This window comes from Actinoalloteichus hoggarensis (genome assembly GCF_002234535.1).
GTDB classification, from domain to species: domain Bacteria; phylum Actinomycetota; class Actinomycetes; order Mycobacteriales; family Pseudonocardiaceae; genus Actinoalloteichus_A; species Actinoalloteichus_A hoggarensis.
In genome coordinates this window covers 3402765-3416935 of sequence record NZ_CP022521.1, presented here as the reverse complement: position 1 = coordinate 3416935, position 14171 = coordinate 3402765, and the positions used below count along the sequence as shown (strand labels likewise).

The window sequence follows — 14171 nt, the reverse complement described above, 5'->3', positions numbered from 1 at the left end:
ACGCCCCCGACCATGATCCCGGCGGCGACGGACGAGGTCCGGCGCGTCGACCGGGCCGACCTCGTCATCGAGGTGGACGGCGAGTCCGTCACCGGCGTGCGCGGCCAGACCCTCGCGGGCGTGCTGCTGGCCGCGGGCCGCGACTCCTGGCGGACGACGAGCCGGGACCGCAGACCGCGAGGGGTGTTCTGCGGAATCGGCGTGTGCTTCGACTGCATCGTCACCGTCAACGGCGAACGCGACGTGCGTGCCTGCCAACGCCGCGCCCGCGACGGCGACACCGTGACCCTGCAGGCGGACACGCTGCCGGAGGCCCGGTCATGACCGTCGTGATCATCGGCGCGGGCCCCGCCGGACTGAACGCCGCGAGCGCCGCCCGCACGGCCGGGGCGGACGTCGTCCTGCTCGACGCCGCCGAACTGGGCGGCCAGTACTGGCGACACCTGCCGCCGGAGCGACCCGCCCGCCGTCAGGGACGCCTGCATCACGGCTGGTCGCGATTCACCGCGCTGCGCGACCGGCTCGCCGCCGACGCGGGGTGCGAGATCGTGACCGGGGCCCAGGTCTGGGCGATCGATCGCCAGGACGACGGTCTCCGGGTGCACGTTCTCGTCGGGCAGGCGGACGGCCGGGACCGGACGCCGCGGACCCTCCGGCCCACCGCCCTCGTCCTCGCCACGGGCGCCCACGACCGGACCCTTCCGTTCCCCGGCTGGGACCTGCCGGGCGTCTACTCCGCGGGCGCGGCCCAGGCGTTGGCCAAGGGGGAGCGCGTCGCGGTGGGCGGCCGAGTCCTCGTCGCGGGCGCGGGTCCGTTCCTGCTGCCGGTCGCCGCCTCCCTGACCCACACCGGCGCGCGCGTCGTCGGCGTCCACGAGGCGGCCCGGCCGTCCTCGCTGCTGCGGAACTGGGCGGCCAGACCGTGGGAACTGGGCGCAGGCCTCGCCAAGGCGGGCGAGCTGGGCGGCTACGTGCTCGGCCAGCTCCGCCACCGCATCCCCTACGTCGCGGGCTCCGCGGTGATCGCCGCCCACGGCGACGAGCGGGTCGAGTCCGTGACCGTCGCGCGACTGGACCCGACGTGGGCACCGCTGCCCGGCACCGGACGGCGCATCGAGGTGGACGCCGTCTGCGTCAGCCACGGGTTCACGCCGAGGCTCGAACTCGCCATCGCGGCAGGCTGCCGGATCGGCCCGGACCGCTTCGTGGTCACGGACTCCGACGGCCGCACCAGCGTCGACGGCGTGTTCGCCGCGGGTGAGATCACCGGCATCGGCGGCGCGCAGGCGGCCGAGACCGAGGGCGTGCTGGCCGGCCGGGCCGCCGCGGGGGCCGCCGACGACCGCCGGACGGCGGCGCTGCGGCGCAGACGGGCAGGCGCGGGCCGCTTCGCCGCGCGGATCGAACAGGCGCACGGCATCCGACCGGGCTGGACCGCGTGGCTGGACCGCGACACCGTGCTGTGCCGGTGCGAGGAGGTCACCCACGGCGAACTCGTCGACGCCGTCGACACCACCCGAGCGCGGGGACTGCGCTCCACCAAGCTCACCAGCCGCGCCGGGCTCGGCATCTGCCAGGCCCGGATGTGCGGCAGGAACGTCGAGGAGGTCCTCGGGCAGACCGTGCCCGACGGCGCCATCGCCGACACCTCCACCGACCGGCGGCCGCTCGCGGCGCCGATCAGTCTCGCGGAACTGGCGGCGCTCCCGGCCGCCCCGACTGCACAGGAAGGGCACATCCCATGACCGGCACGCAGTTCGACCTCGGCGGCGTCATCGTCGCCACCACACTCCCCTTCAAGGAGGACCCGAACGCCCCCGCAGGCCTCGCCGTCGACTTCGACCGCTTCGCCGCGCACTGCGACTGGCTGATGAACAACGGCTGCCGAGGCGTCGGCCCGAACGGGTCGCTCGGCGAGTACTCCTCGCTCACCGACGAGGAGCGCCGCAAGGTGATCCAGGTCGCGGTGGAGACCGTCGGCGACCGAGGGCTCGTCGTCGCGGGAGTGCACGGCGTGGGCTGGCACCAGGCCAAGCACTGGGCCGAACTGGCCGCCGAGGACGGCGCGGCAGGGGTGTTACTGCTGCCACCGACGATCTTCCGCGCCAACGAGGGCGAGATCATCGAGCACTACGAGAAGGTGAACGAGGTGGGCCTGCCGATCATGGCCTACAACAACCCCTTCGACACGAAGGTCGATCTCACCCCCGACCTGCTCGCCAAGATCGACGGGCTGGAGAACGTCGTCGCGATCAAGGAGTTCTCCGGGGACGTCCGGCGCGTCATGGAGATCCTGGACAAGACGAGCCTCCAGGTCATCGCGGGCGCCGACGATCTGCTGTTCGAATCGCTGGTGGCGGGGGCGACCGGCTGGTTCGCGGGCTACCCGAACGCCTTCCCCCGGGAGGCCGTCGAGTTGTACCGGCTCGTCATGGCGGGCAAGGTGTTCGAGGCACGCGAGCTGTACCAGAACATGGTGCCGGTGTTCACCTGGGACTCCAAGACCGAGTTCGTCCAGGCGATCAAGCTGTCGATCGACGTGGTCGGCGAGAGCTACGGCGGTGTGACCCGTCCGCCGCGCCGCCCGCTCTCCGAGGAGGCCGCGGCGGCCGTCCGTCGGGACACCGAGCGGGCGCTGGCCTACACGAGGAACCGCTGAGTCCCGGCGATCAGGAGGGCGACACCCGTGCGATCCATTCGGACCGTCAGCGCGGTCGACTCGCACACCGAGGGGATGCCGACGCGCGTCGTGACCGGCGGCGTCGGCGTCATCCCCGGCGAGACCATGAACGAGCGCCGACTGCACGCCATCGAGCATCTCGATGAACTGCGCACCTTCCTGGTGACCGAGCCGAGGGGGCATGCCGCGATGAGCGGGGCGATCCTTCAGCCGAGCACCCGCCCGGACTGCGACTGGGGCGTGCTGTTCATCGAGGTCTCCGGTTTCCTGCCCATGTGCGGCCACGGCACCATCGGGGTCGCGTCGGTGCTCGTGGAGACGGGCATGGTCGAGGTGCGCGAGCCGGAGACCGTCATCCGGCTGGACACGCCTGCCGGCGTGGTGGTCGCACGGGTGGCCGTCTCCGACGGGCATGCCGAGTCGGTGACGATCGAGAACGTCCCGAGCTTCGTGGACCGGCTCGACGCGGTCGTGACCGTGCCGGGACTCGGGGACGTGCCCTACAGCCTGGCCTTCGGCGGCAACTACTACGCCATGGTCGAGCTCGACGCGGTCGGTCTGCCCTTCGACCGATCCCGCGCCGACGACGTCCTGCGGGCGGGGCTGGACATCATGGCCGCCGTCAACGCCACGGCACCGCCGCGACACCCGAGCATCGACGGGGTGAACCACTGCCATCACGTCGAGTTCATCGCGCCCGGTTCGGACGCGAGGCTGTCGCGGCACGCCATGGCCATCCATCCCGGCTGGTTCGACCGGTCGCCCTGCGGCACGGGAACCAGCGCCCGGATGGCGGAGCTGTGGCAGCGGGGCGAGCTTGCGCTGGACACGGATTTCGTGAACGAGTCGTTCATCGGCAGTCGTTTCGTGGGCAGACTGGTGCGGGAGACGGAGGTGGCAGGCGTTCCCGCCGTGGTTCCGACGATCACCGGACGGGCGTGGGTGACGGGGATGGGGCAGTACCTGCTCGATCCGACGGACCCGTTCCCGGCCGGATTCTCGTTCTGACCGAGGCCTCGATCCGGGACGCCGCCTGTAGGGCGGTCGGTTCCGGGTGCCCGGCCGGCGGGGGCGCGGCGGGGCAGGGCACGTCGGCCGTCGACGAGGACGGCGCGACGTGCCCCGAGACCAGGCCTCTCGGTCGCGAATTCGGCGGGCCTGTCTTCGATCGGTCTCGGTTCGGGGCCGCGGCGTCCCACGGGCCGCGCGGGATCCGGCGACCCGACGCGACCCGTGCCAGGCGGCTGAGGCCGCCGGTCACCATCGCACGGGCAGGGGAGCGACTCCCGAGTCCCCTCGGGCGAGCCGCTCGACCGGAACCGCCGGCCGGAGGTCCGGAAACCGTGTCGCCAGGCCGGTGACGGCGGCTCGGAGCACGACGCGGGCCAGCGGGGCGCCCAGGCAGTGCCACGCGCCGTGCCCGAAGGTCAGGTGGGGGTTGGGTCGCCGTTCGACGTCGAAGACGAACGGGTTCTCGAAGACGCGCGGGTCCACGTTGGCCAGCGCCAGCGACGGCACGACCGCGTCGCCACGCGCGACCGCCCGGTCCGCCAGGCGCAGGTCCGTCCGCGCGTAGCGGGGGAACCCGGTGGCCGTTCGATCCCCGAGCCGCAGGATCTCCTCCACGGCGCCCGCGACGAGATCCGGGTCGTCCGCGAGCCGCCGGAGCAGCGTCCGATCTCGGGTGAGCAGCAGAACGCCGAGGTCGATGTGGAACGCGGTGCTCTCGTGGCCCGCGAACAGCAGCAGGGAGGCGAAGCCTGCCACCTGCTCGTCCTCGAGTCCCTGCGCGCAGAGCCCGGCGATCACGCTGCCGTCGTCGCCCCGGCCGCGTAGGAACGCGGTCACCTCGCGGAGGTGGCCGACCAGGTCGTGATGGGCGCGGACGGCGCCCGAGGCGTCCCGTCCGTCCATTCGTCGGACCATCGCCGTGAACCGTCGACGTTCCGTGAAGGGGACTCCGAGCACCTCGCATAACACGCGCAGCGGCAGGGGATAGGAGAACGCCTCGTGGAGGTCGACGGGACGTGGGGCCGTCTCCATCTCCGCCAGCAGTTCCGTCACGGTGCTCGTGATGCCTGGTGTGAGCGCCGCGATACGGCGTGCCGAGAAGAAGCCCGACAGCAGCCGCCGCGCCTCCAGGTGCTCGGCGTGCTCGTCGGCGTGGGTGTACAGCTCGCTGGGGCCGTGCAGCACCGGGTTGTCGCCGAGTCGTGCGGCCGCGGACGGGTGCGGATGGGTCCTGCCCAGGTGCGGATCCTGATACATGGCGCGGATCGCGGAGTGCTCGGTGAGCAGCCAGGCGGCGGCGTCGTGGGCCACGCGCACCGGGATCACCGGACACGCCTGCTCCCGCAGGGCGAGCAGCCGGGGATCGTGTGTCAGCGGTTCCGGCTGCTCCAGCGGCAGGGGAGGGGCGGTCTCGGAGGGGTCGGTCATCGACGATCCTTTGTGTATGCGTTGCCGTGTACACAAGAACGTATACTTACTTCCGTCGGGCGACAACCGCGCGTCGCGGCGGCGGCATAGGGTCAGGTGAGTGCTTCGATCGTCCGATCGGCACAGCCGGCATGTCCGACCAGCGCCGACGGGCGCGATCCGCTGCGAGGAGTCAGGCAGAATGCGACTGTCCAGAGTCGAACGGCGCGTGCAGATCCTGCGGGCGGCGACGGCCGTCCTCGTCGCGCGGGGCGGCTTCGCCGCGACGTCGTTGGAGGACGTCGCCCAGGCCTCCGGAGTGACGCGCGCGATCCTCTACCGGCATTTCGACTCGAAGGACGATCTCCTCCGGGCGGCCGTCGACCGGGCGGCAACGGACCTGCACGCGGCGACGACCACCGACGGCGAACTGCGAGACGACAGTATCGGAGGCATGCTGCGCTGGGCGCACGGCGAACCCGCGGCATTCCGCCTGCTGTTCCACCACGCCGTGCGCGAACCCGCGTGCCGGACTCAGGTCGACGCACTGCTCGATGCCATGACCGCGGCCGTCCTGCCGCATACCGGGGACCAGACGGGGCCCTGGGGGCGCTGGACGGCTCGGCTGGCCACCAGCACGGTCGTCGAGGCCGTGCTCTGCTGGCTCGACGTCGGCTGTCCCGATCCGGACGAGGCACTCGGGCGCATCCTCCGTGTGGTGGAGGGCATCGTGTCGGCCGCCCCCGTCGCCTCCCGTGCCCCGGCGGACTGAACGGGGGGACGGGCGCGGCCTCCGAGCCGACCAGGCGTCGCCGCGCCCGCCCGGAGGCCGGCGGCGCACCCGGCGAGGCCGCGCCGATCCGTGGCGCTCGATCCTTGGACGTCGCGCCCGCTCGCCCGCTCGCCCGCCCGGCGGCTCGACCGACTCGAGCGCCGGAACATCGCCTGCTGGTCGGCGCTTCCTCCGCCGCGGGCACGGTCCTCAGACCGTGGGCTGTGCGGTCCCCGCGATCCGTCGCGTCCTCGGGCGCGCCGACTCGTGTCGATCTCCCGTCATCCAGTCGCTGCTCGTCGTTTCGCCACGGCGGACGACGTTCACTCGATCGGCGGTAGGGCCGTCATCGGCGGGCAGATAATTTCGTCGTCATGTACTTCGGGTCGGCGAACCGCGATCGTCGTTGGCGAATGATTGTGTTCTCGTCGGTCATCGCCTTCTCGAATGACACTCGGATACCGGATGGTGGTCGGTAGGAACCGACTCCAGACCATCATGGTCGAGTCCTGTTCGAGGTCGTCGAGCCGACAGTCGAGAGCTCCCCGCGCGCCTTTGTGGTGACGGCGATCCGTTCTCCTCGGTGGTGTCGGCCGGGACTCCGTCAGGCGGAACGGCGCTGACGGCCGGACTCGCTCGTCGGCCCGCCCCGGTGTCGTCGGGTCGATGTCCGGTCGCTCGATCGTCTGGCCGCCCGCGCCGTCTCATCATTCCGCTGACCTGGTGTGTTCCCCTTCGTCCGTTCACGATCGCCGGACACGGACGATGACGATGTCGACGGGTGAGATCACGTGACGAACGGACGGCGCGAAGAATGACGCTACCGCAGGATTCCGGACAGGCGACCACCGTGGCGACAGAGAACCGCTCGGTGCCGGTCGCGATGAAGAAGATCCGATCTCGACGGAATTCCCTCGTGCTGGCGGACACGCTCTTGATCGACGAGTGGAAGCAGATCGGCCGACAGATCGCCGCGATATCCGAGTCCTCCGTCTGGTGGCTCGGCGACTGGCTGCTGTTCGGGCAGGCCCGATACCCGGACCGCTACCAGCGGGCGATCAACGAGACGAATCTGGATTACCAGACCTTGCGCAATTATGCGTGGGTGGCGGGCAAGTTCCCGCCCGCCCGGCGGCATCCGGGTCTGAGCTTCCAACACCATGCCGAGGTGGCGGCCCTGCCGCCCGACGAGCAGGACCGCTGGCTTTCCCGCGCCCAACGTCACTCCTGGTCTCGTAACGAGTTGCGGAACCGGGCCCGCGCCGCCCGCAACGCGGCCCGGGAGGTGACCGGACCGCGCATGACACACGTCGAGATGCGCATCGACGACCGCAGACACCAGGCATGGGAGGCGGCGGCCAGTCGCTCCCGACGCAACCTCGTGGACTGGATGACCGCCGTGCTCGATCAGGTGGCCGGGGCGGCGGAGAGCACGGACGCGACCGCGGTGGAGATCGTGGTGCCCCGCGACGGGACCGACACGTCTCGGCCGCACGGCGACTGACCGGACGGGCGGCGCCGGCCGCCGCGGTGAGCGCGTTGCCAGGGGGCGCCCATCGTGCCGCCGTCCCGTTCGTCGCCGCGCCGCGCGGATCACTCGCGACTCGTACGCGGTTCGCGAGCGACTCGTGCCGGGTCGGCTCGGCACCGCTCGAGGTCAGGACGTCCGGCCGCGTACGTAGTCGGCCAGAACCGTCAGGTCGTCGACCAGCCGAGGGGAGAGTTCCGCGTCCTCGATCTCGGCCATACGGGACTCCTCGACCACTACGCATGGGTCGCGGGCTCTCGGCGCGCCTCTCGAGTACCGATGCGGATCGGTCAGCAGTTCGTCGCCGGATCGCCGACACCGTGGAGAGAGGTCGTCGACTGACATCCGACTAGCGTCCTCGGGCGTGGATTCGGCCGTGCGCCACGGTTCCTCGCCTTGACGGGTTCCGCTGGAAAGCACTCGGAATGCCGGACGGCGGACCCGGACGGCGTGGCCTCCCTCCAGTCGCGAGAACCCCCGATTCGACCGTCTCGGCGTCGCGATCGGAGACGCGTCGTGCGGGCGGGCCGACCTCGAGCCCGGCTCGGCGTGGATCGATCCGACCCCGCCGCCGGGCGCGGCGCCGTCGCGGTCGGCGGGTGGCCCGGCGCGGCCGGGTGCCGCCCGGTCGGCCGTGCCGTCAGCCCGCCGTCGCGCCTCGGCGCAGCGCGGTGTCCAGGCTCCGCAGCAGCTCGCCCGTCCGACCGCGGCCGGACGGCGCGGCCGGGTATCGCGACAGCACGTCGACCACGACGGGGCCCGCGAGATCGAGCGCACGCGCCACGTGCTCCGCGCCGACCGTCCGTTCGTCCCCGGCCGCGCACTCGAACGCCCGGGCCGCGTGCGCGGCTGATCCGAGGAGATGCCAGACCTGGGTCGCCTTCGCCAGCGGGTGCAGGAATGCCGCACCCGCCGCGGCGACGGCGGCGCGGGCCGCCTCGCCCTCGGCCTCCTGGCCGGCGTCGCGGGCGGCCCCGTACGCCCGTTGCGCCGCCCAGGCCACATCCCGGAGGGCCTTGGTGCGGCTGCCGCCCGCCGCGAAGGCCTGTGCCGCCTCGAGTGCGGCGCGCGGCCGCCGATCCGCCTGCCTGCTCGCCTCGAAGATCGCGAGGGCGGGGCGGGCGCAGGCCACGGCATAGCCGGTGACCGCGCGCAGTTCCGTCGTGGTCAGGTCGATCGTCGCGTCGTCCGCGGTCGGCGTCATGATGTTCGACCGTATCGTTGAAGCATCGGTGGAGCGTCATCGTCGATCCGTCCTGGTCGTGTCTCCGAAACCCTCGAAGTCGATGGAGGGCCGGTGTCCGCCGTCGCACCGTCGGGCCCGGGCGTGGCGCCGGCACGGGCGGGCCTGCCCGCGGTGCGCGACGGTGTGTCCGCTGCCGCGCTCTTCCGTGTCGCCGCTGTTCACGGCGCCTCGGCGTCGGGCACGCCGCAAGGATCGCCGTGCCGACATCTCAATGAATCAACGAGTGTTAGATTGTCGATATGGCGATGGACCGTGACGACTCCTGCGACCTGTTGTGCCTGGATCTGCCGCACGCGGAGCGCATCCGCACCGGACTGCCGCCGCTGTCGGTGGCGGAGCCCGCCGCCGCGGCGGCACGGGCCCTGGGCGACCCGACCCGACTGGGCCTCGCTGCCGCCCTGGCCGCGGGCGGGGAACTGTGCGTCTGCGACCTGGCCTGGGTGGCGGGACATGCGCAGAACCTGGTCTCGCATCACCTGCGCCAGCTCAAGACCGCGGCCCTGGTGACCTCCCGGCGGGACGGCCGGCTGGTGATGTACTCCCTGACCGACCGCGGCCGTGCCCTGCTCGCCGCGGTGCTGGGAGAGCACGTCACTCCGGCCGTCGGCGCGGCCGGAACGGCTGAGACGACGGCTGCCGGCGGCCGACGTGAGTGACGCCTGCTGCGGTGCCGAACAGGAACGCGGGACCACCGCCGGCCAAGAGGGGCCGGACCGACGGCAGGGCCCGGAACGGCTATGGCGGACGCGCGAGCTGCGCTATGCGGCGGTGGCCGCCATGCTGCTCGCGGCCGGGCTGCTGATCGACACGACGGGCGCCGAGACGATCGGTACCGGCCTCGCCCTGGCCTCCGTCTTCGTCGGGGCCGCGACGTTCGTGCCCGGGGCGCTGCGCGGCCTGCGGCGTCGCCGAGTCGGGGTCGGCACACTGATGTCCATCGCCGCCGTCGGCGCGGTCGCCCTCGGCCAGATCCATGAGGCCGCGATGCTCGGCGTGCTCTTCTCCGTCGCCGAAGGGCTCGAGCATTATGCGATCGCGCGTACCCGCCGCAGCCTGCGCGCCCTGCTAGGGCTGGTCCCCAAGACGGCCTCGACGCTTCGAGACGGCGTGGAGACGCCGGTGTCTCCCGAAGACCTCCGGGTCGGAGATCGGCTGCTGTTGCGCCCCGGCGAGCGCGCCGCCACCGACGGTGTGATCCGCCTCGGCCGCACCACGCTGAACCTCTCCGCGATCACCGGCGAGTCGATGCCGATCGAGGCGGGTCCGGGCGCGGTCGTGCACGCGGGCGCGATCAACGGCGGCGGCGCGATCGAGGTCGACGTGACCGCGCGGGCGTCGGACTCCTCCCTGGCGCGCATCGTGCGGATCGTCGAGGAGGCCCAGGACCGCAAGGGCCCGGGACAGCGCCTCGCCGACCGTATCGCCCGGCCGCTCGTCCCGGCGATCATGGTCGCGGCGCTGCTCGTCGCCGGAGTGGGATCGATGCTGGGCGACCCGCTGCTCTGGCTGGAACGAGCCCTGGTCCTGCTCGTCGCGGCGTCGCCCTGCGCCCTGGCGATCTCCGTTCCGCTCACCGTGGTCGCCGCCGTCGGCGCGGCGGGACGCCACGGCGTGCTGATCAAGGGCGGCCTGGCGCTGGAGGAGCTGGGCCGGGTCGACGCCGTGGCGCTGGACAAGACCGGCACCCTCACCCGCAACGCACCCCAGGTCGTCGCCGTGCTCTCGGCCTCGACCGACATCGGCCGGGCCGACATCCTCGCCGCGGCGGCCGCGCTGGAGAGCCGAAGCGAGCATCCGCTGGCCTGCGCGATCCTCGACGCCGCCGAGGACGTCCGCGCCGCCGACGACGTCACCGCCGTCCCGGGTCACGGTCTGCGGGGCAGCCGGGACGGCGTGACGTCACGGCTGGGCAGACCCGGCTGGATCGACGCCGGACCGCTGACCGAGGACGTCGAGCGACTCCAGGCCGCCGGGACCACCGTCGTGCTCGTCGAGCACGACCACACGCTCCTCGGGGCGATCGGCGTCCGCGACGAACTGCGTCCGGAGGCCGCGGAGGTCGTCGACCGCCTTCGCGGCATGAACATCGACGTCGCGATGCTCACCGGCGACAACACCCGGACCGCGGCCGCGCTGGCCGCCCAGGCGGGCATCCGCACCGTCCACGCCGAGCTGCGTCCCGAGGACAAGGCAGCACTGCTGGAGGAACTGCGACGGAACGGCCGGACGGCCATGGTCGGCGACGGCGTCAACGACGCACCTGCGCTGGCCACCGCCGACGTCGGCATCGCCATGGGCGCCATGGGCACCGACGTCGCCATCGAGACCGCGGACGTCGCGCTGATGGGCGAAGACCTCGGACACCTGCCTCAGACACTGGTCCACGCCCGCCACGCCCGGACCATCATGCTCCAGAACGTCGGCTTCTCACTGGCGATCATCGCCGTGCTCGTGCCGCTGGGCGCCTTCGGCGTCCTCGGTCTGGCCAGTGTCGTGTTCATCCACGAACTGGCCGAGGTCCTCGTCATCCTCAACGCCGTCCGCGCGGCCCGCATCGCGGCACTGCCCGGTGTCGTGGCGCCGCGCCCGGCCGTGCCCGGCGCGTCCGCGTCGTCGCCCGCCGCCTCCGGGTCCGCACCGTGCTGCGAGGCCTGCTGATCTGTGATCCGTGTTCCCTCGACCCGTCACCGGCCGCTCTCCGCTCGGAGCCACAGCGGCGTTCGGCTTCCGGACGGAGGCGCGGGGCGGGCGACGATGCCTGCCGTCGCCCCTGCCCGGGATGGAGCCGATTATTGATTTACGATGACTGTCGCTTCAGCGTTGATCAAAATCATTGTCTGGGGCATCCGGGGAACAACCGCAGGACCACATCGCCTTGAAGGAGACTTCGACCCGCTACCGGTCTCACCGAGTCCGCGTACTGCTCGGGCGGGGCCTTCAGGAAGTAGGAGGCCGCGGAGAGGATCGATCCGCCGACACGCCGGACCTATGCGATCTCGGCCGTGCATGGCCTGCGGAGGGGGCGAACGGCGTCGTCGTGCCCGGCAAGGACGCCACAGCAAGGACGCCACAGCAAGGACACCTCGGCAAGGATCCCCGGCGAGAACGTCCGAGGAGGGCGCCCGGCGGGGCGGCTGACGAACATGGGCGGGGATCTCGGTGGCGGGCGGACGACGCGCCTCGGTGCCGCCGACCCGGAGCCGAACCGGGGCGAGCCGTGGCGGGGAGGAGTGGGCTGTGGCGGGGCGAACCGTGGCGGGCCTGCCGGCGCGTCAGTCGTGATCGCCGTCGACGTAGAACCAGGAGCCGTCGGTGCGCCGGAAGCGACTGTGCTCGGTGAGCGTGCCCGACCGGCCGTGCAGTCGGTAATGCGCCTGGAAGCGCACCGTCCCGTCACTGTCGAACGGCCCGCCGCCGGTCTGCTCGAGGATGTCCAGACGGGACCAGCTCTGTGCGGGATCCAGGTCGAGCTTCGCGGGCCGCCGCGAGGGATGCCAGGTCCGCAGCAGGTAAGGGACGTCACCGACGGCGAAGGCCGAGAACCGCGAACGCATGAGCTGCTCGGCCGTGGCCGCTCGGCGAGTGCCCGCGTGCAGCGGCGCACAGCAGTCGGCGAAGGGCTCCCCGTGCCCGCACGGGCATCTCCGGCTCAGGCTCACCCGCCCAGTCTCTCAAGGGTGCGTGCCGTCGTCGGGACCGCCCGGGCGCGACGCGGGCCGCCGCCCCTGACACGGCACGGCCACACCGCCGATCGGCCTTCGACGCGGCCTCGGCCGGGTGCGGATCCGGAGTGCGGTCCGCTCGGGGTCGAGCATCGCACCGCGGACGAGGCCGAGACCCTGCGAAGAAGACGCCCACCGGATTCCCGCCCGCAGGACCCCGACCGGATCCCCGGTCCGTGTCTGGCGGAGAGTCGCGGCCACGGCACCGGAACACACCCCTGATCGCGGCCGGTTGATCGGCGGCGTGCCGTACTCCGCCATTCCTGCGGAGCGGACAGGCGAGGCCCTGCACACGCCACCACTTCATCGGCGGGAACGTCGCTCCTGGCGCCTCGGGCCGGTTCGCCGCCGTCGAGGTCGCCGCCGCCCGATGAGACCTGGCCGGTGCAGTGGAATCCGCGGCGTCGCGCCAGGGTGCTGATGCGCTTCGTCGTCCTGGTCCGTGCCGACGAGGACGACCTGGCCCGGCTGCCTGCGTCCGCGCACGGACCAGGTCGACGCGTGCGGGAGGACACGGCCACCCGGCTCGTCGCCATGGCCGAGCGCTTCCGCGCCGGGGCGGGCTTCGCGGTCGCGAATCGGACCGCCCCAGCCGCACGGTGTCACGGCTGCCTCGCCGATCACGGCATCGAGAAGGCCGTCCGGCCTCCGCAGGTCCACCAGACCCTTGAGAGGATCAACGAGATCATGCGGGTGACCATCTCGCGCCGGATGCAGGAGGCCCCATGAGCGACGTCGAATTCTCCGTCCACGACGGACTGGGTCGGATCACGCTGAACCGGCCCGGCGTGCTCAACGCCCTGAACCACGACATGGTCCGCGCGATCGCCGCCCGGCTCGAACACTGGCGGGTCGACACCGGTGTCCGGGCGGTCGTCATCGACGGCGCGGGCGACCGAGGGCTCTGCGCGGGCGGCGACATCCGCTCCATCTACGACGACGCCCGCGCGGGCGGCACCGCGTCGCCCGCCTTCTGGGCCGACGAATATCGGCTCAACGCCGCGATCGCGGGCTATCCCAAGCCCTACGTGGCGCTCATGGACGGCATCGTCATGGGCGGCGGGGTGGGCGTCTCCGCGCACGGCAGCCACCGGATCGTCACCGACCGCTCCCGCGTCGCCATGCCGGAGGTCGGCATCGGCTTCGTCCCCGACGTCGGCGGCACCTACCTCCTCTCGCGCGCGCCCGGCGAGCTCGGCACCCATGTCGTGCTCACCGCCGCGCGGCTGACGGCGGCCGACGCGATCCACTGCGGTCTCGCCGACCACTACGTCGCCGCGTCCCGACTCCCGGACCTGATCGACGCGCTGGCGGACCACACCCCGGACGCGGCCGCGGCGATGGTGGCCGGCCCGCCACCGCCGAGCCCGCTGGCGGCCGAGGCCGAGTGGATCGACCACTGCTACGCGGCCGACACGGTGGAGGAGATCCTCGATCGGCTCCGCGACGGCGGTGACGCGGCGGTGGCTGCGGCGAAGCAGATCGACGGCGGTTCGCCGACCGCGCTCAAGGTCACCCTGCGTGCCCTGCGCTCGGCCGCCGCGCTTCCGGATCTGGCGGCCGTCCTGGACCAGGAGTATCGGATCTCCTGCCGGGCGCTGGCCTCGCCGGATCTCGTCGAGGGCGTCCGGGCGCGGATCGTCGACAAGGACCGCGCGCCCCGCTGGTCGCCCGCGACCCTGGCCGAGGTCGACGACGCGATCGTCGACTCCTACTTCGCCGACCTCGGCGACGACGAGCGAAGGGGAGCGGACCGATGACCCCGTCGTCTGACTCGAGCTGCGCGACATGGGCTGATCACAGTG

Annotated in this window: 13 protein-coding genes; 10 read left to right on the top strand and 3 right to left on the bottom strand. The window is 72.5% G+C overall.

What is annotated here, in order from left to right; all coding sequences use genetic code 11:
• Positions 1-12: 12 nt before the first annotated feature.
• From AHOG_RS15065 to AHOG_RS15050, 4 genes are read left to right on the top strand one after another with little or no spacing between them, the layout of a single operon-like run.
• Positions 13-324, top strand: a complete 312-nt coding sequence (locus AHOG_RS15065) for a (2Fe-2S)-binding protein (RefSeq protein WP_093941926.1) — start codon at positions 13-15, stop codon at positions 322-324.
• On the top strand, positions 321-1745 hold the full coding sequence (locus AHOG_RS15060; RefSeq protein WP_093941925.1) for an FAD-dependent oxidoreductase: 1425 nt from the start codon (positions 321-323) through the stop codon (positions 1743-1745). Before AHOG_RS15065 ends, AHOG_RS15060 begins: the two co-directional genes overlap by 4 nt.
• Positions 1742-2659 (top strand): dihydrodipicolinate synthase family protein, encoded by a 918-nt coding sequence (locus AHOG_RS15055; protein WP_093941924.1) that lies wholly within the window; start codon positions 1742-1744, stop codon positions 2657-2659. Before AHOG_RS15060 ends, AHOG_RS15055 begins: the two co-directional genes overlap by 4 nt.
• A gap of 27 nt (positions 2660-2686) precedes the next feature.
• Positions 2687-3688 (top strand): proline racemase family protein, encoded by a 1002-nt coding sequence (locus AHOG_RS15050; RefSeq protein ID WP_093941923.1) that lies wholly within the window; start codon positions 2687-2689, stop codon positions 3686-3688.
• 249 nt (positions 3689-3937) lie between these two features.
• Here AHOG_RS15050 and AHOG_RS15045 read toward each other — a convergent pair whose 3' ends face one another.
• Positions 3938-5119 (bottom strand): cytochrome P450, encoded by a 1182-nt coding sequence (locus tag AHOG_RS15045; protein WP_093941922.1) that lies wholly within the window; start codon positions 5117-5119, stop codon positions 3938-3940.
• Positions 5120-5300: 181 nt separating this feature from the next.
• Here AHOG_RS15045 and AHOG_RS30260 point away from each other — a divergent pair, with 181 nt between their 5' ends.
• A complete protein-coding gene (locus tag AHOG_RS30260; protein ID WP_093941921.1) occupies positions 5301-5870 on the top strand; it encodes a TetR/AcrR family transcriptional regulator in 570 nt (189 codons plus the stop codon).
• An 814-nt stretch (positions 5871-6684) separates the two neighbouring features.
• Complete coding sequence (locus tag AHOG_RS15035) at positions 6685-7374, top strand: LmbU family transcriptional regulator (RefSeq protein WP_245856248.1); 690 nt, start codon at positions 6685-6687, stop codon at positions 7372-7374.
• A 664-nt stretch (positions 7375-8038) separates the two neighbouring features.
• Here AHOG_RS15035 and AHOG_RS15030 read toward each other — a convergent pair.
• Positions 8039-8602: a putative immunity protein gene (locus tag AHOG_RS15030; protein ID WP_093941920.1), complete on the bottom strand. Its 564-nt coding sequence runs from the start codon at positions 8600-8602 to the stop codon at positions 8039-8041.
• 287 nt (positions 8603-8889) lie between these two features.
• On the opposite strand from AHOG_RS15030, the gene AHOG_RS15020 reads away from it, so the two are divergent.
• Together AHOG_RS15020 and AHOG_RS15015 are read left to right on the top strand one after the other, a co-directional pair.
• Complete coding sequence (locus AHOG_RS15020; protein WP_211290657.1) at positions 8890-9300, top strand: ArsR/SmtB family transcription factor; 411 nt, start codon at positions 8890-8892, stop codon at positions 9298-9300.
• On the top strand, positions 9293-11302 hold the full coding sequence (locus AHOG_RS15015) for a heavy metal translocating P-type ATPase (protein ID WP_245856247.1): 2010 nt from the start codon (positions 9293-9295) through the stop codon (positions 11300-11302). The genes AHOG_RS15020 and AHOG_RS15015 overlap by 8 nt, the downstream gene beginning before the upstream one ends.
• Positions 11303-11916: 614 nt before the next feature.
• Here the strand turns inward: AHOG_RS15015 and AHOG_RS15010 are convergent.
• Positions 11917-12303, bottom strand: coding sequence for a YchJ family protein (locus tag AHOG_RS15010; protein ID WP_093941917.1), 387 nt, complete (start codon positions 12301-12303; stop codon positions 11917-11919).
• 447 nt (positions 12304-12750) lie between these two features.
• Between AHOG_RS15010 and AHOG_RS15005 the strand changes: the two genes are divergently transcribed.
• Together AHOG_RS15005 and AHOG_RS15000 are read left to right on the top strand one after the other, a co-directional pair.
• Positions 12751-13095, top strand: coding sequence for a hypothetical protein (locus AHOG_RS15005; RefSeq protein ID WP_093941916.1), 345 nt, complete (start codon positions 12751-12753; stop codon positions 13093-13095).
• Positions 13092-14126: an enoyl-CoA hydratase/isomerase family protein gene (locus AHOG_RS15000; RefSeq protein ID WP_093941915.1), complete on the top strand. Its 1035-nt coding sequence runs from the start codon at positions 13092-13094 to the stop codon at positions 14124-14126. The genes AHOG_RS15005 and AHOG_RS15000 overlap by 4 nt, the downstream gene beginning before the upstream one ends.
• The last annotated feature ends 45 nt before the right edge of the window (positions 14127-14171 follow it).

Coding starts and splice junctions, on each gene's coding strand:
- AHOG_RS15065 (WP_093941926.1), top strand. CDS start 13: ATGATCCCGGCGGCGACGGACGAGGTCCGGCGCGTCGACCGGGCCGAC.
- AHOG_RS15060 (WP_093941925.1), top strand. CDS start 321: ATGACCGTCGTGATCATCGGCGCGGGCCCCGCCGGACTGAACGCCGCG.
- AHOG_RS15055 (WP_093941924.1), top strand. CDS start 1,742: ATGACCGGCACGCAGTTCGACCTCGGCGGCGTCATCGTCGCCACCACA.
- AHOG_RS15045 (WP_093941922.1), bottom strand. CDS start 5,119: ATGACCGACCCCTCCGAGACCGCCCCTCCCCTGCCGCTGGAGCAGCCG.
- AHOG_RS30260 (WP_093941921.1), top strand. CDS start 5,301: ATGCGACTGTCCAGAGTCGAACGGCGCGTGCAGATCCTGCGGGCGGCG.
- AHOG_RS15035 (WP_245856248.1), top strand. CDS start 6,685: ATGACGCTACCGCAGGATTCCGGACAGGCGACCACCGTGGCGACAGAG.
- AHOG_RS15030 (WP_093941920.1), bottom strand. CDS start 8,602: ATGACGCCGACCGCGGACGACGCGACGATCGACCTGACCACGACGGAA.
- AHOG_RS15020 (WP_211290657.1), top strand. CDS start 8,890: ATGGACCGTGACGACTCCTGCGACCTGTTGTGCCTGGATCTGCCGCAC.
- AHOG_RS15000 (WP_093941915.1), top strand. CDS start 13,092: ATGAGCGACGTCGAATTCTCCGTCCACGACGGACTGGGTCGGATCACG.